1 protein-coding gene is annotated in these 1796 nt (G+C 69.9%); it reads left to right on the top strand.

The window, feature by feature from the left end; all coding sequences use genetic code 11:
* Positions 1 to 70: 70 nt before the first annotated feature.
* Complete coding sequence (locus ITP53_RS55160) at positions 71 to 1684, top strand: IS1182 family transposase (RefSeq protein WP_195903449.1); 1614 nt, start codon at positions 71 to 73, stop codon at positions 1682 to 1684.
* The last annotated feature ends 112 nt before the right edge of the window (positions 1685 to 1796 follow it).

Here is a 1796-nt window from a genome sequence, read left to right as displayed (position 1 = left end):
GCCTAGGAGTGTTCTGATGATGTTGCTGGTTGGGGTTCCGATCTTGTAGGTCGAGGGTCAGGCTGGCGGCATGATGGGGCATCGTCCCGAGCGGCCGGTGGGGCCGGATGTGTGGAGCACCTGCCGGGAGTTGATCCCGGCAGGCAGCGTGTACGCGTTTTTGGCCGAGCATCGTGATGAGCTGTTTCCCGAGGAGATGTTCGCCGATCTGTATGCCGCGACCGATGGCCGGCCGAGCGTTCCGCCGCAGGTGCTGGCGTGTGTGACGGTCCTGCAGGCGTTGCTGCACCACTCCGACCCCGAAGCCGCGCTGGCGCTGCGCTGTGATCTGCGGTGGAAGGCCGCCTGCGGGCTGGGCCTGTACGACCGGGGTTTCGACCCGTCGCTGCTGGTGTATTTCCGGCAGCGGCTGCGCAGGTCCGGCGATCCGAACCGGATCTTCGGCCGGGTCGGGCAGGTGGCCCAGGCCAGCGGAGCACTGCGGGCGCGGGCGCGGCGGGTGCTGGACTCGGCGGTGCTGGAGGACGCGGTGGCCACCCAGGACACCATCACCCAGCTGATCACGGCGATCCGGCGGGCGGGTCGGCAAGTGCCCGGCGCTGCCCAGCTGATCACCGAACGCTGCCGGGCCGCCGACTACAACGATCCGGGCAAACCCGCGATCGCCTGGAACGACGCCATGGCGCGTCAGGAACTGGTCTCCGGCCTGGTCACCGACGCGCTCACCGTGGTTGCTGCGTTCGAAGCGGCCGCCACCGCGGGCGAGCTGAGCGAGGATGCGGCCCAGGCCCTGGCGCTGCTGGCGCTGGTGGCCGGCCAGGACGTCGAGCCGGCCGAGGGCTCCGACGGCACCGACGGACGCTGGCGGATCGCCCGCAAGGTCGCCACCGACCGCATCATCTCCACCATCGATGACCAGGCCCGGCACGTGCACAAGACCGTGCACCAGCGCCAGGACGGCTACAAGGCCCACGTCGTGATCGAACCCGAGACCGGGCTGTTCACCGGCGTCCGGCTGACCATGGCCACCGGCACCGGCAACCACGAGGCGGTGGTCGGCGTGGACCTGCTGGCCGCCGATCCCGCCGATCCCGCCGATCCACTCGCCGACCCCGCGGCGTTCGAGGTGCTGGGCGATACGGCCTACGGCACCGGCGACGCCCGCGCCGCGCTGCTCGATGCCGGGCACACCGTCATCATCAAGCCCGCACCCCTGCGCCCGGCCGTGGCCGGCGGCTTCACCATCGACGACTTCATCGTGGACGAGGCCACCGGCACCGCAACCTGCCCGGCCGGGGTGACACGGCGCATCACCCGGACACGAGAGGTGGTCTTCGGCATCGCCTGCCGCTCCTGCCCACTGCGGGAACACTGCACGACCAGCAAGCACGGCCGCACCCTGCACCTGCACCCCCACGACGCACTGTTACGCCAGGCCCGCCACCACTGGGCCACCGACCCCGGCCTGACCGCCACCTACCGGCAGCATCGCCCCATGGTCGAACGCTCCATCGCCTGGCTGATCGGCGCGGACGGCGGCGCCCGCAAGCTCCGCTACCGCGGCGTCCAGCGCAACAACCTCTGGCTCCACCTACGAGCAGCCACCCTGAACCTGCGCCGTCTGATCAACCTCGGGCTCACCCCCGTCCAGGGCACCTGGATCCTGCAGCCAACCACCGGCTGAGGCCCATCCAACAGGCAGCAACCCCAGGGAAATTCCACCCTCACAGCCTTGATCGCCGCACCTTCAACCTGCGATCTGTCACACCAGCAACATCTTCAGAAGGCTCCTAGAA

Source organism: Nonomuraea cypriaca, from assembly GCF_015645445.1.
Classification (GTDB): domain Bacteria; phylum Actinomycetota; class Actinomycetes; order Streptosporangiales; family Streptosporangiaceae; genus Nonomuraea; species Nonomuraea cypriaca.
The sequence above is the reverse complement of the archived record's forward strand: the minus strand, read 5'-3'. Positions and strand labels throughout refer to the sequence as shown.